General features: G+C 64.5%; 19 protein-coding genes and 1 pseudogene. 14 read left to right on the top strand and 6 right to left on the bottom strand.

The window, feature by feature from the left end:
- The first annotated feature begins 177 nt into the window (after positions 1-177).
- Both Uis4E_RS02935 and Uis4E_RS02930 read left to right on the top strand, forming a co-directional pair.
- Entirely contained in the window at positions 178-471 is a 294-nt protein-coding gene (locus Uis4E_RS02935; protein ID WP_243394291.1) for a type II toxin-antitoxin system RelE/ParE family toxin, read from the top strand.
- Positions 443-772 carry a HigA family addiction module antitoxin gene (locus Uis4E_RS02930; RefSeq protein WP_101621777.1) on the top strand — a complete coding sequence of 110 codons (330 nt, stop codon included), beginning with the start codon at positions 443-445 and terminating at the stop codon, positions 770-772. The genes Uis4E_RS02935 and Uis4E_RS02930 overlap by 29 nt, the downstream gene beginning before the upstream one ends.
- Positions 773-857: 85 nt before the next feature.
- Here the strand turns inward: Uis4E_RS02930 and Uis4E_RS02925 are convergent, their stop codons facing one another.
- The 3 genes from Uis4E_RS02925 to Uis4E_RS02915 all read right to left on the bottom strand — a co-directional run bounded on the left by Uis4E_RS02925 (position 858) and on the right by Uis4E_RS02915 (position 4549).
- Positions 858-3128 carry a M13 family metallopeptidase gene (locus tag Uis4E_RS02925; protein ID WP_101621776.1) on the bottom strand — a complete coding sequence of 757 codons (2271 nt, stop codon included), beginning with the start codon at positions 3126-3128 and terminating at the stop codon, positions 858-860.
- Between the two features lie 36 nt (positions 3129-3164).
- On the bottom strand, positions 3165-3521 hold the full coding sequence (locus Uis4E_RS02920; RefSeq protein ID WP_101621775.1) for a hypothetical protein: 357 nt from the start codon (positions 3519-3521) through the stop codon (positions 3165-3167).
- Positions 3522-3781: 260 nt separating this feature from the next.
- Positions 3782-4549, bottom strand: a complete 768-nt coding sequence (locus tag Uis4E_RS02915; protein ID WP_101621774.1) for a 3'-5' exonuclease — start codon at positions 4547-4549, stop codon at positions 3782-3784.
- 1059 nt (positions 4550-5608) lie between these two features.
- On the opposite strand from Uis4E_RS02915, the gene Uis4E_RS02910 reads away from it, so the two are divergent.
- The gene (locus Uis4E_RS02910) at positions 5609-7894 is read left to right on the top strand and encodes an elongation factor G (RefSeq protein ID WP_101621773.1); all 2286 of its coding nucleotides are present in this window, start codon (positions 5609-5611) and stop codon (positions 7892-7894) included.
- 69 nt (positions 7895-7963) lie between these two features.
- Here the strand turns inward: Uis4E_RS02910 and Uis4E_RS02905 are convergent, their stop codons facing one another.
- Positions 7964-8641, bottom strand: a complete 678-nt coding sequence (locus Uis4E_RS02905) for an alpha/beta hydrolase (RefSeq protein WP_101621772.1) — start codon at positions 8639-8641, stop codon at positions 7964-7966.
- Between the two features lie 373 nt (positions 8642-9014).
- Between Uis4E_RS02905 and Uis4E_RS02900 the strand changes: the two genes are divergently transcribed.
- Entirely contained in the window at positions 9015-10244 is a 1230-nt protein-coding gene (locus Uis4E_RS02900) for a trans-sulfuration enzyme family protein (protein WP_101621771.1), read from the top strand.
- Between the two features lie 146 nt (positions 10245-10390).
- Here Uis4E_RS02900 and Uis4E_RS02895 read toward each other — a convergent pair whose 3' ends face one another.
- Both Uis4E_RS02895 and Uis4E_RS02890 read right to left on the bottom strand, forming a co-directional pair.
- Positions 10391-11632: a MalY/PatB family protein gene (locus Uis4E_RS02895; protein WP_101621770.1), complete on the bottom strand. Its 1242-nt coding sequence runs from the start codon at positions 11630-11632 to the stop codon at positions 10391-10393.
- Between the two features lie 152 nt (positions 11633-11784).
- Positions 11785-12717 carry a LysR family transcriptional regulator gene (locus Uis4E_RS02890; RefSeq protein WP_101621769.1) on the bottom strand — a complete coding sequence of 311 codons (933 nt, stop codon included), beginning with the start codon at positions 12715-12717 and terminating at the stop codon, positions 11785-11787.
- Between the two features lie 1384 nt (positions 12718-14101).
- Here Uis4E_RS02890 and Uis4E_RS02880 point away from each other — a divergent pair.
- From Uis4E_RS02880 to Uis4E_RS02835, 10 genes and pseudogenes are all read left to right on the top strand, one after another.
- Positions 14102-14881: an SDR family NAD(P)-dependent oxidoreductase gene (locus Uis4E_RS02880; protein WP_101621768.1), complete on the top strand. Its 780-nt coding sequence runs from the start codon at positions 14102-14104 to the stop codon at positions 14879-14881.
- Positions 14882-14957: 76 nt separating this feature from the next.
- A complete protein-coding gene (locus Uis4E_RS02875; RefSeq protein WP_165784821.1) occupies positions 14958-16334 on the top strand; it encodes a lanthionine synthetase LanC family protein in 1377 nt (458 codons plus the stop codon).
- 163 nt (positions 16335-16497) lie between these two features.
- Positions 16498-17310: a transporter substrate-binding domain-containing protein gene (locus Uis4E_RS02870; RefSeq protein ID WP_243394294.1), complete on the top strand. Its 813-nt coding sequence runs from the start codon at positions 16498-16500 to the stop codon at positions 17308-17310.
- A complete protein-coding gene (locus tag Uis4E_RS02865) occupies positions 17310-17999 on the top strand; it encodes an amino acid ABC transporter permease (RefSeq protein WP_101621765.1) in 690 nt (229 codons plus the stop codon). Before Uis4E_RS02870 ends, Uis4E_RS02865 begins: the two co-directional genes overlap by 1 nt.
- Before the next feature lie 7 nt (positions 18000-18006).
- Positions 18007-18723, top strand: coding sequence for an amino acid ABC transporter permease (locus Uis4E_RS02860; RefSeq protein WP_101621764.1), 717 nt, complete (start codon positions 18007-18009; stop codon positions 18721-18723).
- Between the two features lie 74 nt (positions 18724-18797).
- Positions 18798-19523, top strand: a pseudogene (locus Uis4E_RS02855) (amino acid ABC transporter ATP-binding protein); the annotation flags it as partial.
- A gap of 216 nt (positions 19524-19739) precedes the next feature.
- Positions 19740-21158 carry a lanthionine synthetase LanC family protein gene (locus Uis4E_RS02850; RefSeq protein ID WP_101621762.1) on the top strand — a complete coding sequence of 473 codons (1419 nt, stop codon included), beginning with the start codon at positions 19740-19742 and terminating at the stop codon, positions 21156-21158.
- A gap of 304 nt (positions 21159-21462) precedes the next feature.
- Positions 21463-22338, top strand: a complete 876-nt coding sequence (locus Uis4E_RS02845) for a transporter substrate-binding domain-containing protein (RefSeq protein ID WP_101621761.1) — start codon at positions 21463-21465, stop codon at positions 22336-22338.
- 70 nt (positions 22339-22408) lie between these two features.
- The gene (locus Uis4E_RS02840; RefSeq protein WP_165784819.1) at positions 22409-23587 is read left to right on the top strand and encodes an iron-containing alcohol dehydrogenase; all 1179 of its coding nucleotides are present in this window, start codon (positions 22409-22411) and stop codon (positions 23585-23587) included.
- 298 nt (positions 23588-23885) lie between these two features.
- Positions 23886-25298, top strand: coding sequence for an O-acetylhomoserine aminocarboxypropyltransferase/cysteine synthase family protein (locus tag Uis4E_RS02835; RefSeq protein WP_243394290.1), 1413 nt, complete (start codon positions 23886-23888; stop codon positions 25296-25298).
- Positions 25299-25312: the final 14 nt, after the last annotated feature.

The raw sequence follows: 25312 nt of genomic DNA, 5'->3' as shown, positions 1-25312 counted from the left end.
CCGGCCACCGGCGAGATGCGCGAGCCTGATGAGCCGGATGAGCCCGACGATTTCGACACCCCGGCGATGTGATCGCCTATCCCGTGGGCGGCGGCATCGCTTCGCCGTGACGTCGCCGCCCATACTACTAACGCTCAGCGATACTAACGTTTGACAATACTAACGGGTGGCGATAGTATGTACATACAGACTCGAGACAAGAAACTGAAGGATTTCCTGTTCGGCGGCGAATACCCGAAAGGGTATCCCATCGAATGTGAAAACCAGTTGACCAGACGATTGCAGATGCTCAAGGCGGCAGACTCCCTGCAGGCATTGCGGAGTCCACCGAGCAACCATCTGGAACGGTTGACGGGGAATCTCAAAGGCTACTGGAGCATCCGAGTGAACCGACAGTACCGTCTCGTCTTCAAATGGGACGGTGATGAAAAGGAGGCCTATGATGTCTACTTCGACGACTACCACGGTTGACTACAGCCGATACGCCACTCCAGGCGAGATCCTCAAGGAGGAGTTCATGGAGCCGCTGGGCATCAGCAACTATCGGCTCGCCAAGGCGATCGGCGTCTCCGAAACCGCGGTGGGGGAGATTATCAAGGGCAAGCGCGGCATCAGCGTGGCGATGGCCCATCGGCTCGGCAAGGCGCTCAACACCTCCGCCGAATTCTGGATGAATCTCCAGCGCGACTATGAGATCTTCACCTTCGACCCCTCCACGGTGGAGAACATCCAACCGCTGGTTCCCGAACAGCCGCTCGTATCCGAGCAGTAGCGGCTTTGGAACGCCGGATCGGAACGAATGGGCCGCGGGGTGTGGCGTTCATGGCGAATGCCACACCCCGACCGTCTTCAAGCCCTCACCAGATCCTTACGCGCGACTCCGGAGAGAGATACATGGCGTCGCCCGGCTTCACGTCGAAGGCCTTGTAGAACAGGTCCACGTTGCGCACGATGCCGTTGGTGCGGCACTCGGCGGGGGAGTGGGGGTCGATCTGCAGGTACTGCTCGGCGAGCTCGTCGCGGTTCTTGGTGCGCCAGATCGAGGCGTAGCTCAGGAAGAAGCGCTGCAGGCCGGTGAAGCCGTCGAGCTCCGGCGCGGTCGCGAGCGACGCCTCGATCGCCGAAGCCGAACCGTCTTCGGGACATCCGGCGGCCTTGTCGAGTGCGAACGCGTACGCCTTCAGCGCGATGTTCACGCCGCCCAGATCGCCGATGTTCTCGCCGATCGTCAACGCGCCGTTCACGTGCGGGGCCTTGTCCGGCTCGTCCGCGTACTTCTCCGCGAGCTGCTTCGGCACGAACGCGTCGTACTGCGCGATCAGCGCCTTCGTGCGCTTCTCGAAGTTCGCCTTGTCCTCCGCGGTCCACCAGTCGTTGAGCTTGCCGTCGCCGTCGTACTGCGCGCCCTGATCGTCGAAGCCGTGGCCGATCTCATGCCCGATCACCGCGCCGATGCCGCCGTAGTTGGCCGCATCCTCCGCCTCCGGGTCGAAGAACGGGGGCTGCAGGATCGCCGCCGGGAACACAATCACGTTCATCGTCGGCTCGTAGTAGGCGTTCACCGTCTGCGGGTTCATCAGCCACTCGTCCTTGTCGACCGGCTTGCCGACCTTCGCCAGCTGGTATCCGGTCTCGTACAGCGCCGCGGCCTTCATGTTGTCGGCGAGCGTCGCGTCCGCGTGCACGTCCAGCGCCGCATAATCACGCCAATGGTTCGTGTAGCCGATCTTCGGCGTGAACTTGGAGAGTTTCTCCAACGCCTTCGCCTTGGTCTCCTCGCCCAGCCAATCCGAATTCGTGATCGACACGCGGTACGCGTCGATCAGGTTCGCGACCAGCTGCTCCATGCGCCGCTTCGAGCTCTCCGGGAAGTGACGCTTCACATACTCGCGGCCCACATCCTCGCCGCAGATGCCGTTGACCAGGCTCACGCCGCGCTTCCAACGCACGCGCTGCTTCTTCTGCCCGGACAGCACCTTGCCGAAGAAGTCGAAGTTCGTCCTGTCGAACACGCCCGCGAGATACGAGGCGGTGCCGACGATCGTGTGGACGCGCGCCCACAGCTTCAGATCATCCAGATCCGCCGCATCCCAGAACGCGTCAAGACCCGTCAGGAAGCTCGGCTCGTGCACGATCACACGGTCGAACACGGCACGGAAGTCGAGCGGCTGCACGGTCGCGGCCGGCGTCGCGTCATACGCGCGCTGCCACGCGCCGATCCACGCGTCCAGGTCGAAATGCCGCAACGTGGCGGCCAGATCGGCGTATTCCGTCGGATTGTAGGTCTTCACCGAATCGCGCGTCGCCACATTGTCCCAATGGTTCGCCGCGATCCGCGTCTCCACGTCCAGGAAGCGACGCGCCAGGGCGAGCGCCTCCTCGCCCGGCGTCGGCAGCGGCGTCTCGCCGTCGCCGTCCGACTCGCCTTCGGCGTCGTCGGCGCGGCGCGGCAGTTCGTCGTCGACGTTCGGATTGTCCTCGGCGGCCGGCGCGTAGCCGGCGTTCACGAGCTGCGTGGCGACCATGCGCACGTACGCCTCGCGCACCGGCGCGTAATGATCCTCGCGATAATACGCCTCATCCGGCAGCATGATGCCGGCCTGCTCGAGGTGCGCGATGTTGAACTCCGGATCGCCCGGATCGCCGTAGATCGCCAGACCGAACAGGTCGGCGCCGCCCTCCGGATTCAACGAACCCAGCACGCGGGTCAACGCGGGCTTGTCCGCCGCGGAATCGATTGCGTCGAGCGCCGGCTTGATCGGCGCAATGCCGGCCGCCTCGATCGCATCCGTGTCGAGGAACGAACGGTACAGGGCGCGCGACTTCGCGGACGGCGCGGCGATGGCCGCCACGTCGGCGCCATCCGCGTTCGCGTCGGGCGCATCGGTCGTGCCGACGCCGGCCGCGTCCTCGTCCTCGAGGATGTCGCGGATCTGGTTCTCCGCGTCCTCGGCGAGCTTGTCGAACGAACCGTAGCGGGAACGGTCGTCGGGCAGACGATACGTGTCGATCCACGGGCCGTTCACGTAACGGAACAGATCGTCGGAAGGCTTGACGACGCCGGAGAACGACGCCGGGTCGATGCCGGACTTGAGCGCGCCGGCGGCGGTTGCAGATGTTTCACTCATAGGGCCAAGCCTAGTCGGTGCGCCGCCGGCGGATCGTCAGACGCCCGCGAGCGGCTTGACGACGTCGGCCTGGCCGAGACGCGCGGACGCAGCCTCGACGATCGCGTTCACGTTCTTCGAGTTCTTGCCGTAGTCGACGAGCCCGAAATTCAGCTTCGACGTGACCGTGACCCACGTGCGGCCGTCCGGTCCCTGCGTCACCTGAGCCCACGCCTTCTCGCCCCACGAGGTGAGGCTGATGCCCTTGACGTATGTGACCGTCCACGTGTTCGGATCGGCCGCGCCCGGTTTGAAGCCCTTCAGCGACTGGCTGATCTGCGCCAGTGCGTCGAACACCTCCTTCGGCTGCTGCGTGAACGCCACCGTGATCGACTTGCCTGCTCCCCATCCCATGAGACACGCTCCTTCGTCGTCTCGTCGTTGCCGCACCGACTTCGTGCGTGCTTCCACTATCCCACGGTTCCGCCGCGCCGACGGGAGGCGGGCCGGCGCGGCGGATGAACAATAGGTGAATCATTGTGTGTGTGGGCGGCCCTCGGCTTGGAACCGCCCGTGGTTCCAAGCCGCCCGTGGTTCCGGAACCACCCTCAGTCTCGCTGCGCGAGCCAGCTCCCGCCGGCGGGAGCAGGTTGTGGACGGGGAACGGGCGCCCGCTACAGGAGGACGATCTGGCGGTTGAGGATCGCGTCGTTGTTCTTCGTCGGCACCGTCTTCCAATCGACCGCACCGAAATCGCCGTGACCCGCATGACGGTCCACGTACTTGTGCATCCACTCGAAGCACTGCTGCGTCTGGATCGCATCGCTCAGGGCGCGGTGCTCCTCGTTCTCGGCGATGCCGAACCGCTGGATCAGATCGAGCAGACGATGATGGCGCTCACGCGCGAACAGCGTGCGGCTGATCTGCATCGTGTCGAAATCCACGCAGGAGAACGGGCCGTCCAGCACCTTGCGCGTGTTCCAGTCGAGGAAGCTCAGGTCGAAGCGGATGTTGTGGCCGATCAGCGGCTCGGCTACGGCCACGCCGGAAACGCCGCCGGACGCGTTGCCCTCGTCGTTCGCGTTCTCGGCGTGCTCCGCGCCCTCGTCGCCCTGCGCGAGCCAGGCGACGAACTCGGGCAGCACCTGGTCGATCGGGTCGAGGCCCGCGACCATGTCATCGGTAATGCCGGTGAGCTTCACCACCGCCGCGGGGATCGGACGCAGCGGGTTCACCAGACGCTGGAAACGGTCCACGATGCGACGGTCGCGCACGCGCACCGCGCCGATCTCCGTAATCGCGCAGCTGTTCGGGTAGAACCCGGTCGTCTCCAGATCGAGCGTCACATAATCGGACGGGAAGCCCGCCACACGGGAGGAATCCGCGGCGGCCGCCTCGAGATCGGACTGCTGGTCGAAAACGGTGGTGCCGGAAACGGTCACGGCTGCTCCTTACTCACAAGGTCATATTCATCACGTCATATGCACTGGTCACACGCATCGGTCATGTGCCGGTCAGGCCGTTCACGCCATCACGCACGCCTGCGCGGTCGCGGGCCATCCGACGGCCCGTCATGCGCACTCCATGGTAGACGAGCCACCGGGACACGGAACACCTGTACCGGTTCCTGCCGGCGCCGCGTGTCGCGGAGGCCGGCGCCGCGCGCCTCTTGTGGAATCGGGGTATGGGCGTCGGTGGCGGCGAGGTCCGCCGCCACAGAAGAAAAGCCCGGCGGGGAACGCCGGGCTTTGAGAGAGAAGAAGAAGGGTTTCAGTTATGCGGCCTTGAATGGCCTGAACCCATATAACCGCGCGATGTTCAACGACAGATGCGAATCATCTGGGAAAACCGTGTGAGACGCAGCGCCGCTCATGCCGATATACTCCCTTTCCCGGGTTGTCGGTGCGGCGAACGTGCATGGTCGTGGGGCCGGCCGTGGGGCTGGTCGTGGGGCGAGGCTGGTCGTGAGGCGAACATGTATGGTTCGGGAGACAACGTGTATGGTTTCGGGAGCTTTGTGCATGGTTCAGGAGCCCTTGTGCAGGCCGCCGGGGCGAACGTGTGGGGTGTGGTGCTGAAGAACGCCGTGGCGGAAGGATAATCGCCCGTGCAGAAGCCCGGAATTCCGCCAATCCATCTTCCGCCTGCGGATGCGCGGACGCCGTTCTTCAGACCCACACCATGCAGGTTGCCTTCACTGGACTACACCTTCATGTCGAAACCGTACATGTTCGCGGTGAAACCATGCACGTTCGTGGTGAAACCATGCACGTTCGCGGTGAAACCATGCACGTTGGTTCCTCGACCATGTCCATTCGTCCTTAACCACACGCGTTATCCGTATAATCCGGATTATCCGAACCGGCATCGGGTGTGGACGGTACTGGCCGGGCGGCGAACCCGGCGATATGATGCGGCGGCACCTCCTATAGTTGGAATGTCGCGCTGCCGGCACCGGCAGACGACGCGCAAACGGAGACGGCCGAAGCGAAAGGCGGGCAATGAAACGGATCGTGGCGGGAATCGTGGCGCATGTGGACGCCGGCAAGACCACACTCTCCGAAGCGTTGCTCTACCGCACCGGCGAAATCCGCAGACTCGGCCGCGTCGACCACGGCGACGCCTTCCTCGACACCGACAGCCTCGAAAAAGCGCGCGGCATCACCATCTCCGCGCATCAGGCGCTCGTCGACTACGGCGACCTGAAACTCACCCTGCTCGACACCCCCGGTCACGTCGACTTCGCCGCCGAAACCGAACGCGTGCTGCGCGCCCTCGACTACGCGATCCTCGTCGTCTCCGGCACCGACGGCGTACAAGGCCACACCGAAACCCTCTGGCGGCTCCTCGCCCGCTACCGGGTGCCCACGTTCGTCTTCGTCAACAAATGCGACGCGGCGGGATTCGACCGCGACGCGGCGCTCGCCGACCTGCGCCGCCGGCTCGGCGACGCGGTGTACCCGTTGCCGCTGCCGTCGCTCGGCGCGGACGGCGAGCATCCCGCCGGCGAGAACATTCCCGACACCACTCCCGTCGACCTCGGCGACGCCGCCGAGGACATCGCCACGCTCGACGAATCCGCGATGGACGAATACCTCGACACCGGCACGCTGACCGTCGGCACGCTGCGCACGATGATCGCGAACCGCGAGCTGTTCCCCGTGAGCTTCGGCTCCGCGTTGAAGCTCGACGGCGTGAGGGAATTCCTCGATTCGCTCGACGTGTACACGCGCGAGACCGCATGGCCGGACGCGTTCGGCGCGCGCGTGTTCAAGATCTCGCATGACGACAAGCACAACCGGCTCACCTGGCTGCGCGTGACCGGAGGCACGCTGAAGGCCAAGTCGATGGTCACACTCGGCGGCGGCACCGGTGATGCGGCCGAGTCCACTCCCGAGAAGATCGATCAGGTGCGCGTCTACAACGGCGCCCGCTTCGAGATCGCCACCGAACTGCCCGCCGGCGCGGTGTGCGCGGTCACCGGCCTCGAACGCACGTTCCCCGGCGCGGGACTCGGCGCGGAACCGGATGCGGGCAGCCCCGAAATGCAGCCGGTCCTCACCTATACGGTCCTGCCGCCGGACGCCGCGAGCGTGACGGACAGCACGGGCGATGTGGACGAGGAGGGGAACGCCGCTGGTGCCGCTACGCCGCGCTTCGACGACCTCACCCTGCACAAGGTGATCGCCGCGCTGCGCGAGCTCGAGGACGAGGATCCGCTGCTCCACGTCGTCTGGGTGGAGCGCCTGCAGGAGCTCCACGTGCAGTTGATGGGCGCCGTGCAGCTGGAGATCATCCAGCAGACCCTGCACGACCGGTTCGGGCTCGACGTGGCGTTCGGCCCCGGATCGATCCTCTACCGCGAGACCATCGCCAAGCCCATCGAAGGCGTCGGCCATTTCGAGCCGCTGCGCCACTACGCGGAGGCTCACATCCTCATCGAACCGGGGGAGCCGGGCAGCGGCGTCACGGTGGCGTCCGCGTTGAGCGTCAACGAGCTCGACCGCAACTGGCAGCGGCTCATCCTCACGCATCTGACCGAGCGCGAGCATCTGGGGGTGCTTACCGGCTCGCCGCTCGCGGACGTCAAGATGACGCTCGTCGCCGCCCGCGCGCATCTGAAGCACACGGAAGGCGGCGACTTCCGGCAGGCCACCTACCGTGCGATCCGACAGGGACTGATGGAGGCGCGCGCCGGCGTGACCGGCCGCCCGGCAATCGGCGAGGACACGACGCGACCCGCGTACGAGCCGCCGGAGGAGGACGAGACGGACGGTGCCGACGGCGGGAACGGCAAGACCCGCGGCACCGGCGGTTCAGGCGGCGGCACCGGCGACCGCGACGTCGTCGCGATGGTGAAAACCGTCGCCGCCGACCCGGGCAACTGCGTGCTGCTGGAACCGTGGTACCGGTTCCGGCTCGAAGTGCCGTCCGACATGATCGGGCGCGCGATGGCCGACGTGCAGCGCATGTCCGGCACGTTCGAAGCGCCCGCGGACGACGGCGACTATGCGGTCGTCGAAGGCGAGGCGCCGGTGAGCGAGATGCGCGACTACGCGATGGACGTGAACGCGTACACGCACGGCCGCGGACGGTTCTCCGCCACGTTCGGCGGATACAAGCCGTGCCATGATACGGCGCGCGTGATCGAGGAGATTGCGTACGATCCGGAATCCGATTTGGAGAACACGCCCGATTCGGTGTTCTGCGCGCACGGCGCCGGCTACCCGGTCAAGTGGTACAAAGTCCCCGAATTCGCCCACGTCGACTACGCGACTTCCCTGTAGACCCCTTGTCAGACGAGCTGGCCGCGAAGCGGACTGAGGGGTAGTCCGACGGGATGTTCTACCGCATCCTCACCAGATCTGCGGCCGCACGAACCCGTGGCGTTCAAGGAAGCGCTGCACGTCGCGTAGCTCGTCCATGTTGATGGAATGCGCCATGCCCGGGTAGACGTGCTCGTCGAGCGTGCCGTGCGTGCGCCAGAACGCGCTCATCGCGGCCACGTCGGACTTGGGGAAGATGTCGTCGGCCGCACCGTGGCCGTAGAAGACCGGCGGCCTCACGTCCGCGGCCGCGAGCGTCGCGTCGCCGGGCAGGTCGCCGGGGGCGAGCCAGCCGGAGAAGCTGACGGCCGCCGCGTAGCGCGACGGGTCGAAGCGCAGCATGTGCGCGGCGAGCAGGCCGCCCTGTGAGAAGCCCATCGTGACGACCGTGCGGTCGTCGGGGATGTTCGCGCGCACCCAGTCGTCGATCGCCTGCGCCGCCTCCTTCGCCTGACGGGTCAGGGATTCGCCTTCCGGCACGCCCTCGTGCGCCCAGTCGCCGAACCAGGTGCCGCCCATGCCGTAGGGGATCGGGGCCCTCAGGCTCGCGTAGTCGGCGGAACCCGCGCCGCAGTAGTGCAGCAGGTCGGGCAGATCGTATTCGTTGGAACCCCATCCGTGCAGCAGCACGAACACGGGGGAGGTGGGTGAGGTGCCGGCACCCGAGCCGGCGCTGTTCAGACGCGTCAAAGACTTCGTGATCTTCATGCCTCCCAGTGTAGGCCGGTGGCAGCCTCGCCCCGCTCCCGCCGGCGGGAGCCGGCCCGCGAAGCGGGGCTGAGGGTGGTGGTCGCCGGGGCGCAATTCGCATCGGGATCACCCCCACCCGGCTGCGCCGGGAGCCCCCGCCGGCGGGGGCGGACGCGTTCGACGGCAGGATCGACGGCTCCCATCTCATCGCCGACGCCCCGGGCGTATGAGGTGAGGAGCGGGGCGCGCGGAGCCGACCTGACGATAACACCCCATAAGGAAGCCGTATAGCAACGCCGTCGGGTCACGCGAAAACGTTGGTTATGCTCGGTAGCAGCCGTGCGGGGAACGGCCCCGCGCAATGCCACGCGAACACGATAGGGGGTGCGCAATGACCAGGTTCAACACTCAGCTCGTCCACGGCCTTCCGGTCGGCGACAACGCCACCGGCGCCGTGAACCCGCCGATCTACAACTCCACGACATATGCCTTCGAGAAGGTCGGGTCCATGCCCCGCTACGATTACGCGCGCAGCGGCAACCCCACCCGCGAGTTCCTGGAGAACCAGATCGCGCAGCTCGAACACGGCGCGCGCGGTTTCGCGTTCGCGTCCGGCCTGGCCGCGATCCACGCCGTGCTGAGCGTGTTCAAGCCGGGCGACCGCATCGTCGTCGGCAAGAACATCTACGGCGGCACCTACTCGCTGTTCCATGAATACTTCGCCGACCGCGGCCTCGCGTTCGACGCGGTCGATACGCATGACGCCGCCGCGTTGGAGGCCGCCGTCGCCGGCGACCGCGCCCAAGGCATCCAGCCCGCGAAGGCCGTCTACTTCGAGGTGCTCACCAATCCGCTGCTCGACGTGAACGACGTGCGCGCCATCGCGAACATCGCGCACCGCTACGGCGCGATCGCCATCGTCGACAACACGTTCGTCACCCCGTACCTGCAGCGTCCGCTCGATCTGGGCGCCGACGTGGTCCTCCACTCGGCCACCAAGTATCTCGCCGGCCATTCCGACGTGAACGCGGGCCTCGTGGTCACGCTCGGCGAGAAGATCGGCCAGCAGATCTACTTCGCGCAGAACCGTTTCGGCGGCGTGCTCGCGCCCGCCGAATGCGACGCGGTGCGCCGCGGCATCCAGACGCTCGCCCTGCGCATGGACCGCCAGCAGGCGAACGCGAAGGCCGTCGCCCAATACCTGCTCGCGCATCCGCTCGTCAAGACCGTCAACTATCCGGGGCTGCCCGGCCGTGAGCGCGAGCTCGCCGCCAAGGGGCTGAAGGGCGCGGGCGGCGTGCTGAGCTTCGAGGTCGTGCCCGGCGTCGACCCGGCCGACGTACTCGACAATCTGCACGTGTTCCGTCTGGCCGTCTCGCTCGGCGCGGTCGAAAGCCTCGCGGAGCTGCCGTGTCGCATGACGCATTTCGAACTGCCGCGCGAGGAGCGCCTCAAGGTCGGCATCACCGACGAATTGGTGCGCCTGTCCATCGGCATCGAGGACGCGGCCGACCTGATCGAGGATCTCGGCCAGGCGTTCGACATCGCCTACGAGCAGTACATCCGACGTCACGCCGACGTCGACGTGTTCGGCGAACTCACCGCCGGCGTCCTCGCCTAGTTTGCGCTCCCGCCGGCGGGAGCTGGCCGCGAAGCGGACTGAGGGTGGTCCGGTGGAAACGTACGCGCAACCACCCCCACCCGGCCATGCCGGGAGCCCCCGCCAGCGGAGGCGATTTCTCGAGTACGTGCGTCGCGTCGGTTTTCTCAGATCAGCCCGTCCTCCTCGAGTGCGGCGGCCATGCGGGCGAACGCCTCGTGGAGGAGCGGGCGCGGCATCGCGACGTTGAACCGCACGCAGCCGCGCCCGGCCTCGCCGCATTCGCGCCCGTCGGTGAGCGCCACATGCGCGCGCTCCAGGAAATACCCGGCCGGGTCGTCGAGTCCGAGCGGCGAGAAGTCGAGCCACGCGATGTACGTGCCCTGCGGGCGTGCGTACCGCACCGCCGCGAACCGTCCGCGCATCTCGCCGTCGACCACGTCGAAATTGCCCTTCAGGTAATCGAGCACGCCGTCCAGCCACGCCGACCCGCCGTCGTAGGCGGCGACCGCCGCATACGCGCCGATCGTGGCCGTCTGGTGTTCGGACATCTCCGCGTCGCGGATCCACATCGCCATGTCCGTCGGATTCGTGAGGATCACCTGCGCGCATTTCGTGCCGGCGATATTGAACGCCTTCGACGCGCTCGTCGCCGTGAACGCCTGCATCGCCGTGCGTTCGCTGATCGAGGCGAACGGCACGTGCCGCGCGCCCTCGTAGACGAACGGCGCGTGGATCTCGTCGGAGAAGACGCGCACGCCGTACCGGTCGGCGAGTTCGGACAGCCGCAGCATCTCGTCGCGCGTCAGCACCTTGCCGATCGGATTGTGCGGGTTGCACAGCACGAACGCGCGGCATCCGCCAGCGAACGCGCGTTCGATCGCGTCGAAGTCGAACAGCCATCCAGCGCCGTCGCCGTCGTTCGCGCCGCAGCGCAGCATCGGGATCTCGATCACGTCGACGCCGCACAGTCCCGGCACGCTCAGGAACGGCATGTACGCGGGCGTCGGCACGACGATCGACCGTCCTTCGCCGACGATCTCGTTCAGGAAGACCTCGTACGCCTCCATCACGTCCGGCACGGTGCGGATGACCGTCGGGTCGACGGTCCAGTCGTAGCGCAGCTGCCATGCGGCGCACGCGCGCGCCACCTCGCGCTTCAGCGGGTCCGACAGGTAGCCGGTCGCGCCGCGCGTCGCCGCGTCGGCGATCGCGCGTGCGATGCACGGCGCAAGACCGAAGTCCATTTCCGCGATGAACGCGCCGATCGCGCCGGGGAACCGCGTCCACTTGTCCGAGCCGATGCGCGCGAGATCGTCCGCCGTGAGCGCGTCGATCGCGGCCGCGTCGAACGCCGGCGCGGTCGTGGTGATTGTGGTGTCGTCGATGATGGTGCCGTTCATGCTCATGGCGTCCATTGTCCGCGCGGCGACGATGCCGCTCAACGCCGCCGCACCACGAAATCGTGATGACGCCCACACGTTTGCTTATCGCGGCGAACGTGCGGGCGCGACGCGGCATCGCCGTCGTCCCGCCGCGGCGTCACCGCATCACCATGACGTCACTGCGCGGTCAGATACGCGGCCGCCGTGCGCGTGAGCTCGCGCACCAGCGCGTCCACCGCCGGGCGGTGGTCGCCGGTGCGCGTCACCACGCCCACCTCGCGCGTCGCGTAGTCGTCGGCGATCGGGCAGGCGACCAGATCCTCGCCCAGATTGATGTGCGTGTCGAGTTCCGGCACGAGCGAGACGCCCATGCCCACTTCGACGAGGTTCTGCGTCGCCCAGTAGTCGTCCGTCGCGTGGACGACGTCCGGCGTGAAGCCGGCGCGCGAGGCGAGTTTGACGAGGTTCGCGCGGCAGGTCGGGCAGCCGGCGATCCATGATTCGTCCTTCGCGGCCGCGAGCGAGACCGGCTTGTGGTCCTCCTCGAAGCGGCGCGCCACGTCGCTCGACCGGCGCACGAGCAGACGCAGCGGGTCCGAGCCGAGCGGATGGAACGTGAGGTCGTCGCCCAACGGGAGGAACGACGGGATGGAACTGTAGCGGAACACGGCCGCCGCGTCCGCCTTGCCGCGCGCCACCTGCACGATCGCCTCCGGCGGCTCCATCTGCGTGAGACTCAGCTTCACGTCGGTGAACATGCCCAGTTTGACGACGGCGCGCGCCGCGATCGTCGAACAGATCGACGGCGGCGCGATCAGCGACAGATGCGAGTAGCGGCGTTCGCGGTAGTCCTCCAGTTCACGCGAGGCGTGTTCGAGCCGTTCCGCGATCGACTCGCCGTGACGGGCGAGCATCGCGCCCGTCGCCGTCAGACGCACGCCGTGCGACGTGCGTTCCACGAGCGTCGTGCCGCACTGCGTCTCCAGCTTCTTGATCTGCTGGCTGATCGCCGGCTGCGACCAGCCGAGTGCCTTCGCCGTGGCCGAGAACGACCCGTAGCGTTCGATCTGCCACAGGGTGACCAGCGACTGCGGGTTCAGTTCCGTCATAAGCGACTCGATTCGTGTTCGTGGGAGAGCGGGCGGCCTGCCTGGCCGTGGTTCTTGTTCCGATGATAGCCGGTGCTGGCGGGAAGTCGTATGCTACAGACTGGTGGAAGGGTCTCCACGATAGGCGTCGGCCGTGAGGTAGCGTCCGTTCTTCGTGGAGAACGTCTCCGTTCCCCGGTACACGACGGTCCGTCGGTCGATCGGGACGTTGAGTTCTTCGCCGACGGTTGCAAGGTGTTTGAAGAAATCGGGGCGGGCCGTCATGCCGGATTTGATTTCGATGAGTGATGAAGCTCGCCTCCAGGATGGAGAGTGGTCGGATGATCGGTCATGGTCATTCGGATTCGCACGCAATCCGTTTGAAGGCTTGTTCCCGGTTGGGTGCGAGGATTGGGCTTTCCCTCAACCTTGTGGAGGCGGGTTTGCGGGTTGGGGGAGAACGTGGATTCGATCCGTGGCGTGGCCCGCGGAGGTCGTGTTCATACGAAACCGCTATTTTCCAAGGATTGCAGGTTCGGGTGGTTTCGCCACTCAACCGTGATCCGGCCGTTCACGGCGTTGCGTGGCGAATCGACCTCGCACTCAACCTGAAAAGCGGGCGGATACGGGTTGAGGGGAAGACGATTCCTCCCACCCAACCCGAAAAACGGGGCGACACGGGTTGAGGGCAAGATGTCTCTTGCCTTCCGGCTGCCTTACACCGGGCACATGCCCGTATCGGTTGGACGGGGAGAGTGCCGCCGCCTCGTCATATGGCTTCACCGGGCCATGGCATCGGATGGCGCCGATAGCGGTTCATAAACGGGGTGGATAGCGGGGATAGCAGTCCATAAGGAGGCCGTATAGCCACGCCGTGATTTCGCCCGTTGCGGCATGGTACCTTCTAGGTACACGCGGAAAACGCGTTGGAACCACAAGGATTCCGACCGACGGGGGACGTTCGGGCGGAATCGAGGACAGGGGGTCACCATGAAAGGCACGAACCGTATCGGCATACCCGCCATACCATGTCGCACCGCACGAATGTGATGGCCTGCGGCCGAGGAGCCATTCCTCCGGGCCGCGGGCGGTAAACCAGACGAATTCCGAGCATGGGACGGGCTTTCCGGCATAAAGGGGAGCCGGGAGGAGATTATTTCCGTTCCCATCCCATGCGCAGGAGCCGGCGTCGCGAGAACACCATACGAGGGGAATCCGCGCGACGATTCCGACTCCACATCCAGCCGTGTACGCTGCAAGGCCCTGCGCGAGCCATACCCGCGCAGGGCCTCGGCGTGAGCGCGCCGCGCGAGGGGACGCGCGGTAGTGCGCGGCGGCGCACCGCACATCACATGCATACGACACCAACGACTCATACGAACACATACGGGGACACAACACACTCATGGCACAGAACCAACTCTTCGACATCAGCGGCAAGGTGGCATTCGTCACCGGTGCCGGGTCGGGCATCGGACGCGACGCGGCACGCGCCTACGTGGAGGCCGGCGCCGCAGTCGCCCTGGTCGACATCTATCCGGAACGCGTGGAAGCGCTGGAGGAGGAGCTTCGCGGCAAAGGATACAAGGCGCTTGCGATTCAGGCGGACGTGGCCAACGAACAGTCCGTCAAGCACGCGGTGGAGCAGGCCGTCGAGTACTTCGGACACATCGACATCGTGCTCAACAATGCGGGATTCTGCCCGAGCGATAGCGTCGAGGAGTTCGGCGAACTCGAATGGAACCACACCTTCGCGGTGAACGTCAACAGCATCAGGAACACGTCGAAATACATTCTGCCGCTGTTCCGCGAACAAGGGCACGGCAAGGTCGTGAACATCGCCTCGATTGCGGTGTCCGTCTACAACACCGGCAAGTACTTCCTCAAGGACACGTACCCGGCGAGCAAAGCGGCGATCGTGGCGCTCACCAAGACGTTGGCCGCACGATACGCGAAGTACGGCATCACCGTCAACGCCATCGGGCCGGGCACATACAAGTCCCGCATGACCGAGGCCGTGTACTCCAACGAGCAGCGTCTCAAGGAATACTCGGAGCGAGTGCCGGCGCAGCGTCCCGCGCTGCCGGGCGAGCTCAACGGCACGATCCTCTACCTCTCCTCATCGGCATCCGACTATGTGCAGGGGCAGGTCATCTTCGTGGACGGCGGCATCTCCCTGCTGTGAGCATAGGCTCCTCGAAAAAAGACGAATCGACATAGAGACGACAGACGGCAAACGACGACAAGGCGAAACGGACATCATGGGCAAATTCATCGACAAGTACGGTTATGAGGCCGGCAAGGCGTTCCCCACCAAGAAGGCGGAATCCAACAACGACTATCTTGCGGCGGCATTGCGCGCCGAACTCTATCTGGCCTACCATCAGCGCAACTCGGTCGACGGCGTGTACTGGCTGGCCGACGACACCGACAAAGTGGATCTGAGCCTGTACCGAGGCGTGGCGGGCTTCTCCTACTTCTACCTCAAGCTGTTCAAGGCGACCGGCGATGCCAAATACCGTGAGATCGCGACGGAATCCGCGCGTTATCTCATCAAGCATTGGCGCAAGGTGCTCGACACCCCTGCGCACCCCGGCTGGTTCACCGAGACCGGCAAGGCACTGTACTCCGGTGCCGCCGGCATCGGATTCGTGTTGCTCGACGAGTACCGCGAGCTAGGTGAGGAGTCTCTGCTCCAAGGGGCCAAGGACGTCGCCGCATGGTATGTGGAGAACGCCGAAGGCGACGACACCCTGTATTGGAAGGACAACCCGTCCTTGTATTTCGATGCGGGCGTGCTGTTGTTCCTCATCCAGCTGTACGGGGTCTCCCCGGACGAGACGCTCAAGACCGTCATCGGCAAGGCCGGCGAGCACCTGCTCAAGGTCGGTGTACGCACGACCAATGGCGGACTGGACTTCAAGGTCTTCACCGGCGTGCAGCCGTTCACCGAACCTGATTTCGAACTCGGCGCGGCCGGCACCGGCTACGTGCTGAACCGCCTGTATGAGTTCACCGGTGACGTCCGTTATCTTGATGCAGCCAAGGACGTGGCGTTGCGTCTGGAGGAGGTGCGTGTGCCGCAATCGAAGGGCTCCGCCATCACCTACCGCATCTATGACGACGGGAGCATCGAGAAGGAAGGCGACAAGACGGTCTTCTACCTCGGTCTGTGCCACGGTCCGGCGGGAACCGGCCGCTTCTACTACGAGCTGGCGAAGAACACCGGCGACGACTCCTACCGGAAGACGCTCGTCGACCTGATCGACGGTCTCGAAGCGCTGGGCGCTCCCGAACGTCAATCTCCGGGCTTCTGGAACACGGTGAACTACTGCTGCGGGCACGCCGGACTCGTTCACTTCTTCATCGGCCTGTATCTCGCCGACCATGACGAACGTTGGAAGAACCTGGCGATTCGCGCCGGGGATGTACTGCTCGGCTCCGAGGAGATCCAGGCCGACGGGTCGTCCGATTGGCCGATCGCCTTCACGCGAGTGGAACCCGACGACTTCACCCGTCCGCTCGGCTACTACGACGGCGCGGCCGGCATCGCCGCCGTGCTGCTGGAACTCTACCTGCTCGGCAAGGACGAGTTTGCCTGGCCGCGCTTCGGCGACGACCCCTTCCCGGAGTCTTGAGCCGACATCGCACGGCGATGAGGCGATTCTCCGCACACGCGTCCACAACCCGATTATCCGATTCATCCATTCGATTCATCAGAAAGAGAGAACGACCATCATGACCATCCACTCCACTTTGAAAAACCTCCGCAACGCGATAGCAGTGGCGGTGCCGGTCGTGATGCTTCTCGGTGTGGTGTCGGGTTGTGGCCAGTCGGCGACTGGCGCGGAGTCCGGTGCCGCGAACGATGCGGATGCGAAGACGATCGTGGTGGGGTTGAACACGAAGACGAGCAAGCCGTTCAATTATGTGAACGAGGACGGGCAGCTTGACGGGTATGAGTATCAGATCCTGAAGCGGATCGATGACCTGTACCCCGAGTACAGGTTCGAGTACAAGCAGTTGGATTGGCCGAACACGTTGGCTTCCCTGGATACGGGCAAGATCCAGGTCGCGGCGAGTTCGCTGCAGTTGAACGACGAGCGCAAGGCCAAGTACGGCTACACCGACCAAGGCCTCGCCAGCTACGTCAACCGCATCACGGTCGCCAAGAGCAACAAGACGATCAAGGACATCGACGATCTCGCCGGCAAGGCGGTCATCGCATCGAACGGCGATGCGACCGCGGCCCTGCTGGAGAAGTACAACGCGAAGCACCCGGACAAGAAGATCGACCTCAAATATGGCGACTGGTCGGAAGAACAGATGACCACCGCGCTCACCAGCGGCGCGGGCGATGCGGAGACCCGCACCGAACTGAAGATCGCCGAACACAACAAGAGCTATCCGAACGCGCAGTGGAAGGCCGTGGGCGAGCCGCTGTCCCAGCAGAACACCCGTTTCCTGTTCGACAAGAGCGATACCGAGCTCAAGACGAAGCTGGATGACGGCATCAAGAAGCTGCGTGACTCCGGCGAACTGAAGAAGCTGTCCAAGCAGTACCTCAACGGGGACTTCTCCGAGCCGGTCGAAGAGAAGACGATCGAGTTCTGATGGGTACCGAATACTTCTCCCTGCAGCGCCTGTGGACGGCGTTGCCCAAAGTGATCGCGTACCTGCCGACCACGCTGTTGCTCGTCGTCGTCTCCATCGCGATCGGCACGATTCTGGGACTCCTGCTCGCGTTCATTCGCATCCGCAGGATTCCCGTCGCCGACCAGATCGCCACGGTGGTCATCTCCTTCGTGCGCGGCACTCCGGAAATCGTGCTGTTGTTCATCGTCTTCTACGGACTGCCGCTGTTGGTCGCCGACCTGTTCGGCGTCGACATCAACGGCATCGCCCCGTTCGTGTTCGCGGTCATCGCGTTGGGGCTCAATCAGGCGGCGTTCCTCGCCGAACTGTTCCGCGGCGCGTTGGAATCGGTGCCCGCGGGGCAGTACGAGGCCGGATACGCGGCGGGCCTGACCGGTGTGCAGACGTTCTTCCGCATCATCATCCCGCAGGCGATTCGTGCCGTATTGCCCAGCTTCAGCCTCATGTTCGTCGGCCTGTTCCAGACCACCGTGCTCGCCTCCGCCATCGGAGTCATGGACGTCATGGGTCGCGCCGACGCGATCGGCACGGCCACGTCCCATGCACTTGAGCCGCTCACGGCGGCGGCCATCGTCTTCATCGTCATCAGCACGGTGATGGAGTGGCTGTTCAGACGATTGAACGCCAAGGTCGCGTTCGGAAGGTGAGGTCACGATGATCCGTCCATTCAGCTGGCAGCAGGTGATTGACAGCCTGCGCGCCGGAGCCCAGTTCATCCCTCAGACGCTGATTCTCGCCATCGTGCCGTTCCTGGTGGCGCTGGTCGTCGGCATGGCGATCGCCATGGTGCGCGTCTGGAGGGTACCGGTGCTCTCGCAGATCTTCCAGGCGTACATCGTGATCTTCAAGGGAATCCCCGTATACCTGTTGCTCATCGCCGGTAGCCTGATCTACATCTCGTACTTCGACGTGGTCGCGCAGCATTTCGGCTGGGCCGTCCGTCAGAAAGACATCAGCATGATCTGGCTGGGACTGTTCCTTCTGTCCATCCAGTCGATTCCCGCGGTGTCCGAGATTCTGCGCGGCGCGTTCCTGTCGGTGTCGGACGACCAGTATGAGGCCGGCTATGCTGCTGGTCTCAGCCGTTGGCAGGTCACCCGCGATCTCATCATCCCGCAGATGATTCCCGAAGCGATGCCCGGGTTGGCGAACTGCTTCGTGTCGTTCGTCAAGGCGTCGGCGCTCTGCTCGCTCATCGGCGTCACCGAGGTGATGAGCTCCGCCGTACGTGCCGCGAACGTCAGCTATGACCTGGTGGAGGCGTACATCGCCTCGGCCGTCATCTACTGGCCGTTGTGCGCGGCCATCGAGTTCCTCATGGGACGCATCGAACGGAAAGTGAGCGGTTTCAAGGCCGTTCTCGCCGCATGATCCGCATGATACAAGACATATGACACGTAGTTCATTCACATAGGAAACGGCAATCAGGAAAGCAGGAGACGGCAATGATCGAAATCAAGAACGTCAGCAAGCGGTTCGGCGGCAACGAAGTCCTCAAGGACGTCAACCTCACATTGGACAAAGGCGACGTGGTCGCCATCCTTGGGCCGAGCGGCTCCGGCAAGACCACGTTCCTGCGTTCGCTCAACTTCCTTGAGCACGCTGACACCGGAACGTTGACCATCGGAGGCAAGACCTACGACCTGCACAACGCCTCGAAGAAGCAGATCCGCGAAGTGCGCCGCAACACGGCGTTCGTATTCCAGCACTACAACCTGTTCGCGAACCTCACCGCGCTGCGCAACGTGACCGAAGGACTCGTCGTCGGTCGCGGTGTCCCGAAGGCGGAGGCCGAGCGCATCGCCAAGGACGCGCTCGACAAGGTCGGTCTGCAGGATCGGTACGACTACTATCCGTCCCAGCTGTCCGGAGGCCAACAGCAGCGCGTGAGCATCGCCCGTGCGATCGCCGTCAACCCGGAAGTCATCCTCTTCGACGAACCGACCTCGGCGCTCGATCCGGAACTCATCGGCGGCGTGCTGTCGGTGATGAGGGGATTGGCCGAAGGCGGGGTGACGATGATCGTCGTCACCCATGAGATGAGGTTCGCCCGTGACGTCGCCAACAAGGTCGTGTTCATGGAGCATGGCATCGTCGTCGAGGAAGGGGCTCCGGAGCAGATCTTCGAACATGCGCAGCATGCCAGGACCCGTGAGTTTCTCCAGCAGATCGACCCGGAGACGGACATCGAGGCGGCACCCATCAGCACGCCAGTGCTGCCCGTCTCCGCTCCCGCCGCGCCGATCCGTCACGGGGCGCTCGAAGGCATTCCGCGATTGGCCCAGCCGGTGCCGGTGTTGGCCTGAATCCGTCCTGCGCGATGGCGTCGCGCAGCGAGGCGACCAATCGAATCACCATCCACATCACCATCAGAAAGGGGACTGATCATGACCGTGGAGGACTACACGTTCCGCGAAGTAGGGGCCGTGTATCCGTCGGATGGACGGCCCGCCGGCGGATACACGTCGGGGGAGTATCTGGCGGCCGTCTCGCGCGCCGAGGCGTTCGTCGAACGCGCGCGCCACAATCTGGCAGACGGCATCCATTGGGAAGGGGCCGAATCGGACGCCAAGGACGTGACCTGGTATGACGGCACGGCGGGCATTCTGTACTACTATCTCACCGCCTACGTGAACACGAAGGAGGAACGCTACCTGCGGCTGGTGCGTGGTGCGGCACGGTACCTCGCCGTTCACTGGCATGATCTGCTCGACGAGCCGCCGGCCTCGTTCACGCCCGATTTCGCGCCGGGATACTATCACGGCATCGGAGGCGTGGGGGCGTTGCTTATCGAAGCGTACAAGGTGCTGGGCGACGAATCCATCGCAGCCGTTACGCGTGAGATCGCCGAGTGGTATGTGCGACATGCGAAGCGCGACGAGCTCGGCGCCTACTGGAACGGCATGCCCGCAAGCATCTCCGACGGCGGTGTGATCCTGTATCTCATCGAACAGGCGAAGACGATCGGTGACGAGGACGGTTCGCTGCGCCGGATCATCATCGAGGCGGGCGAACGGCTGCTTGGCTACGGCGAGGACACGGGTGACGGCGGATTGCGGTTCAACGCGCTGCGCGGCGTGCGTGACGTCTACCAGCCGACTTTCGAATTCGGCACCGCTGGCGCGGGATTCATTCTCGCGGTGCTCTATGAATTCACCGACGATGCCCGGTATCTGGAATCGGCGAAACGCGCCGGCATCCATCTCGCATCGTTGCTCGTCGAGCAGCCGGGCGGCGGGGTGCTGATTCCCTGGGGGTTCGATGCGGACGGCAAGCCCGTTCTCGGTGAAGACGGAAAGACGTTGTTCTATCACGGCGTGTGTCTGGGTGTCGCGGGTGTCGAGAAATACTATGCGAAGCTGTATGCGATTACCGGTGAACAGCGGTATCTCGACGACGCTCGCTCGCTTGCGCAAGGACTGCTCTCCACCGGTGCGCCGAAACGGCAGACCAACGGATTGTGGAACAGCGTGTGCTACTGCTGCGGGCACGCGGGCATCGTGCACGTGTTCGCCGGACTGTACGCGGCGACCGGTGACGAACTGTACAGGCGCATCGCGCTCGACGCCGCCGACGTGCTGGTCGACTGGGGAGAACGGTTGCCTGACGGATCCGAGGATTGGCCGATCGCCTTCAATCGCGTCGACCCGCATACCATCACGCGCAAAATCGGATATTGGGATGGAGCCGCCGGTGTCGCCGCCGCGCTGCGGCAGGCGTCCTATCTGACAGGGGCGCCGGGGCGCGTGCTACGTTTGCGCGACGATCCGTTCCCCTCGGACATTCCGAGCGGAGAACCGCGTTGATGATCGATGGATGATTATCGCCGCCTTGGCGTGGATGCGCCAGGGCGGCTTTTCTCATTGGTGATTTGTGTTTTTCGTTGTGATTATGAGCTGTATATAAACACTCTGTATAGCGAAAAGGCGTTTCGGGATTGCATGGAGGGAAGCTCCTCCGTTAGACTGCAAATCAGTCGATAGATGAACGTTTTTTTATTTATCGATAGTCGCATACAATAGGGGAATTTCATTCGGGTAATTATCGTATGGGGATACGAGCAATTATCGCGCATGGGATATCGAATTACATGTTATTGGGGGATTCAATATGGCTATCCATCATTCCGTGAAAGCAATCGCCAGAACCATCGCCGCCACGTTGCCCGTGCTGCTGCTGGTGGGTGTGGTGTCGGGTTGTGGTCAGTCGGCGACTGGCGCGGAGTCCGGTGCCGCGAACGATGCGGATGCGAAGACGATCGTGGTGGGGTTGAACACGAAGACGAGCAAGCCGTTCAATTATGTGAACGAGGACGGGCAGCTTGACGGGTATGAGTATCAGATCCTGAAGCGGATCGATGATCTGTACCCCGAGTACAGGTTCGAGTACAAGCAGTTGGATTGGCCGAACACGTTGGCTTCCCTGGATACGGGCAAGATCCAGGTCGCGGCGAGTTCGCTGCAGTTGAACGACGAGCGCAAGGCCAAGTACGGCTACACCGACCAAGGCCTCGCCCAGTACGTGACCAGGGTCGTCGTGAACAAGTCCGACAACAAGATCCACAAGCTTGCCGATCTCGCCGGCAAGACCGTGCTCGCCTCCAACGGAGACGCCTCCGCCGCCTTGTTGGAGAAGTACAACGCGAAGCACCCGGACGGCAAGATCAAGCTCAAGTACGGCGACTGGACGCTCGAGCAGATTCACACGTCGCTTTCCAGCGATTCGGTCGACGCGATCACCGGCACCGAACTCGGCGTCGCCGAATACAACGCGGCCAACCCCGCCAAGCCGGAGAAGGCGGTTGGCGAAGTGCTGGGACAGCAGAACACCCGATTCTTCTTCGACAAGAGCAATACGGAGCTCAAGACCAAGCTGGATGACGGCATCAAGAAGCTGCGTGACTCCGGCGAACTGAAGAAGCTGTCCAAGCAGTACCTCAACGGGGACTTCTCCGCGCAAGTCGACGAGAAGACGCTCGAACTGTAACCGGTACGTCGTCTACGTCCACAATCAATCGACCAACCATCCATTCATCAACGACGACAAGGAAATGACCATGACGAACTACGAAGTCCGCGCAAACATCCGAGTGGTATTCGGCGACGGCGCATTGAACGAGCTGCCGACCCTGCTGGAACGGCATCATCCCAAGAGCATTCTGCTGGTCTCGAGCGGCGACTACGTCGACGACCTCGGCATCGGGGACGCCGTGAGACAGGCCGCCGACTCGCTGGGGGCCACGCTCATCGAAGACCGCGGCGTCGTGCCGAACCCTCGACTGGAGCATGTCCGCGAACTCATCGAGACCGCCAAGGCGCACAACGTCGACTTCCTGCTCGCAGCCGGCGGAGGCAGCGCCGTCGATACCGCGAAATCAGTGGCCATCGGACTCGCCGCGCCCGAAGGGACGGACGTGTGGGACTACTTCACCGTCGGGCATGCAGTCGAGCAGGTGCCCACGCTCAAAGTGGGCGTGATCAACACCCTGCCGGGCACCGGCTCCGAAGTGGGACGCAGCGCCGTCCTCACCAATCTCGCCACCAAGGAGAAGTTCGGCGTGGAGGCCAATAACCTCCGTCCCGTGTTCACCATCGTCGACCCCGCATTCTCACGAACCGTGCCGCAGCACTTCCAAGCGGCCGCCATCGCCGACGAGATCGCCCACCTCATCGAGACCTACACGGCCGACGACACCGACGTCGACATCACCGACCGTCTGCTGGAGGGTGCGCTCGCCGGCGCGCTGACCAATGCGGCGAAATACGCGGACGACCCCGCCGACGACAACGCTCGCAAACAGCTGCACCAGATCTCCCTGTACCAGCATTACCTGAACTTCGACCGTAACTCCGACTGGGCGGGGCATCCCATCGAACACGTGATCTCCGGCGACTACGACCTGCTGCACGGCGAAGGACTGGCCATCGTGACCGTCGCCTGGCTGCGATTCATCGCCGCACACAAGCCGACGAAGCTCGTGCAATTGGTGTCGCGTCTCTACCATGTGGACGCCGTCACATTCAGCGAAGAGCAGGTGGTGCGTGGATTCGCCGACCATCTTGAAGCGTTGTACGGGCGTCTCGGCCTGCCCACGAAGCTGTCGGCCTATGGCATCGGCCAAGAGGGCGTCGATATCGTCGCGGCGAAGGTCACGGCCGGCGGCGCCCGCACGGTCGGCAATTATTATGCGCTCTCGCAGGAAGACGTGCGAGCCTTGCTCTCCGCCGCGCTGTGATGCGTGCGTGATGGCTTCGTGAGGGGCGTCTCTTTCATAGCGGGCTTTCCTCGCGAACGTTTCCTGGGTACGTCGGTCGTTTCCTAGGCAGGTGTTCCCGGGGACGGGGGCGGAATCAGCCCCATAGACCCCATAGAATCAGCCCCCATAACCAACCCTTATAGTCGCGCACCGGAAATCGCGATACCTGCGCGACGATTCGCGAGTACGTTGTCTGATAGCGTTCGAAACAGTGCTATCGCGGGCGGTCGGTTCATGCCCGCCGATTCGAGTCGGTGCCAAGTGAAGGGAATCAGTCATGGCGGTCAATGTGTCGGTCAACTCGGGTAACGGCAAGTCGGACGGTGCTGCAACCTCCATCGCGACCTCTACTGCAACCGCCTCCGCCGGCGCCCTCCCCGCCGGCGCCCTCCCCGCCGACGCGGCCTTCGCTACGCGCGCCGTCCACGCGGGCTACGTCCCTGCCGACAACGGCCGTGCCGCCGTGCCGCCGATCTACGCGTCCGCCGCGTTCGACCTCGGCGACGCGTTGCGCGGCGACGCGCTCGCGGCCGGCGAGCTCGACGGATTCGAATACTCGCGCGTCGCCAATCCCACGGTAGACGCGTTGGAGCGCCGCGTCGCCGCGCTCGAAGGCGGCATCGGCGCGGTCGCCGTCGGCTCCGGCATGGCGGCCGTCACGTACGCGCTCATGTGCGCGGGCGAGGGCGGCGGACGCATCATCGCCCCCTCGAACCTGTACGGCGCGAGCGTCGACGCGCTCGGCGACTTCCTCCCGCAGTTCGGCATCCACACGGATTTCGTGAAGAACGTGAACGACCTCGACGAGGTCGCCTCGAAGATCGGCCCCGACACGCGCGCCATCTTCGCCGAGACCGTCGCCAACCCGTCCACCGAACTGCTCGACATCGAACCGTTGGCGCGTCTCGCGCACGAGCATGGCGTCGCGCTCATCGTCGACAACACGGTGCCCACGCCGTACCTGCTGCGTCCGATCGAATTCGGCGCCGACGTGGTCGTCCATTCGACCACGAAGGGCATCACCGGGCATGGCAACGCGATCGGCGGCGTCGTGGTGTCCGGCGGCACGTTCGACTGGGCGAACGGCCGGTTCCCGCAGTTCACCGCACGCCAGCAGGTCATCAGCGACGACCGCAACGGCGAATGGCACAGCTTCGCCGGGAAATACGGCAAGGCGGCGTTCATCAAACGCATCCGCATCAAGTACCTGCGCACGTTCGGCGCGGTCGCGAGCCCGTTCAACGCGTACCTGTCGCTCGTCGGATTGGAGACGCTGCCGCAGCGCGTCTCGCGTCAGGTCGAATCGGCGCGACGCATCGCCGCGCATCTGACGCGCACGCCGCACGTCGTCAAGGTCAACTATTCCGGTCTCGGCAACACGCCCCAGTTCGATCTGGTCGGCAAGTACTTCCCGAACGGCGTCGGGCAGATCCTGTCGTTCCTCGTCGACGGCAGCGCCGACAACGTGCGCCGCATCATCGACGGCACGCGGCTGTTCTCCTACGTGCCGAACATCGGCGACGCGCGTTCGCTCATCGTCGACCCGGCGCACATCACACACCGCGAGGTGCCCGCCGAGGCGCGCGTCGCCGCCGGCGTGACCGACAATCTGATCCGACTGTCCATCGGACTGGAGGACGCCGCCGACTTGATCGCCGACCTCGACCAGGCCATCGCCGCCGCCTACTGACGTGCGTCCACGCG

This window comes from Bifidobacterium parmae (assembly GCF_002860365.1).
Lineage (GTDB): Bacteria > Actinomycetota > Actinomycetes > Actinomycetales > Bifidobacteriaceae > Bifidobacterium > Bifidobacterium parmae.
Note: the sequence above shows the minus strand (reverse complement) of the source record. Positions and strands in the feature narration are given on the sequence as shown.

Coding starts and splice junctions, on each gene's coding strand:
- Uis4E_RS02840 (WP_165784819.1), top strand. CDS start 22,409: ATGACGAACTACGAAGTCCGCGCAAACATCCGAGTGGTATTCGGCGAC.
- Uis4E_RS02910 (WP_101621773.1), top strand. CDS start 5,609: ATGAAACGGATCGTGGCGGGAATCGTGGCGCATGTGGACGCCGGCAAG.
- Uis4E_RS02870 (WP_243394294.1), top strand. CDS start 16,498: ATGCTTCTCGGTGTGGTGTCGGGTTGTGGCCAGTCGGCGACTGGCGCG.
- Uis4E_RS02920 (WP_101621775.1), bottom strand. CDS start 3,521: ATGGGATGGGGAGCAGGCAAGTCGATCACGGTGGCGTTCACGCAGCAG.
- Uis4E_RS02875 (WP_165784821.1), top strand. CDS start 14,958: ATGGGCAAATTCATCGACAAGTACGGTTATGAGGCCGGCAAGGCGTTC.
- Uis4E_RS02880 (WP_101621768.1), top strand. CDS start 14,102: ATGGCACAGAACCAACTCTTCGACATCAGCGGCAAGGTGGCATTCGTC.
- Uis4E_RS02865 (WP_101621765.1), top strand. CDS start 17,310: ATGGGTACCGAATACTTCTCCCTGCAGCGCCTGTGGACGGCGTTGCCC.
- Uis4E_RS02930 (WP_101621777.1), top strand. CDS start 443: ATGTCTACTTCGACGACTACCACGGTTGACTACAGCCGATACGCCACT.
- Uis4E_RS02835 (WP_243394290.1), top strand. CDS start 23,886: ATGGCGGTCAATGTGTCGGTCAACTCGGGTAACGGCAAGTCGGACGGT.
- Uis4E_RS02890 (WP_101621769.1), bottom strand. CDS start 12,717: ATGACGGAACTGAACCCGCAGTCGCTGGTCACCCTGTGGCAGATCGAA.
- Uis4E_RS02925 (WP_101621776.1), bottom strand. CDS start 3,128: ATGAGTGAAACATCTGCAACCGCCGCCGGCGCGCTCAAGTCCGGCATC.
- Uis4E_RS02895 (WP_101621770.1), bottom strand. CDS start 11,632: ATGAGCATGAACGGCACCATCATCGACGACACCACAATCACCACGACC.
- Uis4E_RS02905 (WP_101621772.1), bottom strand. CDS start 8,641: ATGAAGATCACGAAGTCTTTGACGCGTCTGAACAGCGCCGGCTCGGGT.
- Uis4E_RS02850 (WP_101621762.1), top strand. CDS start 19,740: ATGACCGTGGAGGACTACACGTTCCGCGAAGTAGGGGCCGTGTATCCG.
- Uis4E_RS02860 (WP_101621764.1), top strand. CDS start 18,007: ATGATCCGTCCATTCAGCTGGCAGCAGGTGATTGACAGCCTGCGCGCC.
- Uis4E_RS02935 (WP_243394291.1), top strand. CDS start 178: ATGTACATACAGACTCGAGACAAGAAACTGAAGGATTTCCTGTTCGGC.
- Uis4E_RS02845 (WP_101621761.1), top strand. CDS start 21,463: ATGGCTATCCATCATTCCGTGAAAGCAATCGCCAGAACCATCGCCGCC.
- Uis4E_RS02900 (WP_101621771.1), top strand. CDS start 9,015: ATGACCAGGTTCAACACTCAGCTCGTCCACGGCCTTCCGGTCGGCGAC.